Annotated in this window: 1 rRNA gene; it reads left to right on the plus strand. The window is 50.8% G+C overall.

From position 1 onward, the window contains the following. Positions 1–425 (plus strand): 23S ribosomal RNA (locus BUA19_RS00010); the annotation flags it as partial.

Here is a 425-nt window from a genome sequence, read left to right on the forward strand (position 1 = left end):
GGTCCAAGCATTGAGGGAGTTTTGGTAGGCAAATCCGCCAAAACAAATCCTAAGATGTGAAGGGGAGCGAAATAAAAGTAGCGAAGTAGCTGAATTCAAGCTGCCAAGAAAAGTCTCTACCGAGGTTAAAGGTGCCCGTACCGCAAACCGACACAGGTAGGTGAGGAGAGAATCCTAAGGCCAGCGAGAGAACCCTTGTTAAGGAACTCGGCAAAATGACCCCGTAACTTCGGGATAAGGGGTGCCTCGGTAGGGTGAAAGCCCGAGGAGGCCGCAGAGAATAGGCCCAAGCGACTGTTTACCAAAAACATAGGTCTCTGCTAAGTCGAAAGACGAAGTATAGGGGCTGACGCCTGCCCGGTGCTGGAAGGTTAAGGGGAAGTGTTAGAGAAATCGAAGCACAGAACTTAAGCCCCAGTAAACGG

The organism is Tepidibacter thalassicus DSM 15285, from assembly GCF_900129915.1.
In the GTDB taxonomy this organism is placed as follows: Bacteria; Bacillota; Clostridia; order Peptostreptococcales; family Peptostreptococcaceae; genus Tepidibacter; species Tepidibacter thalassicus.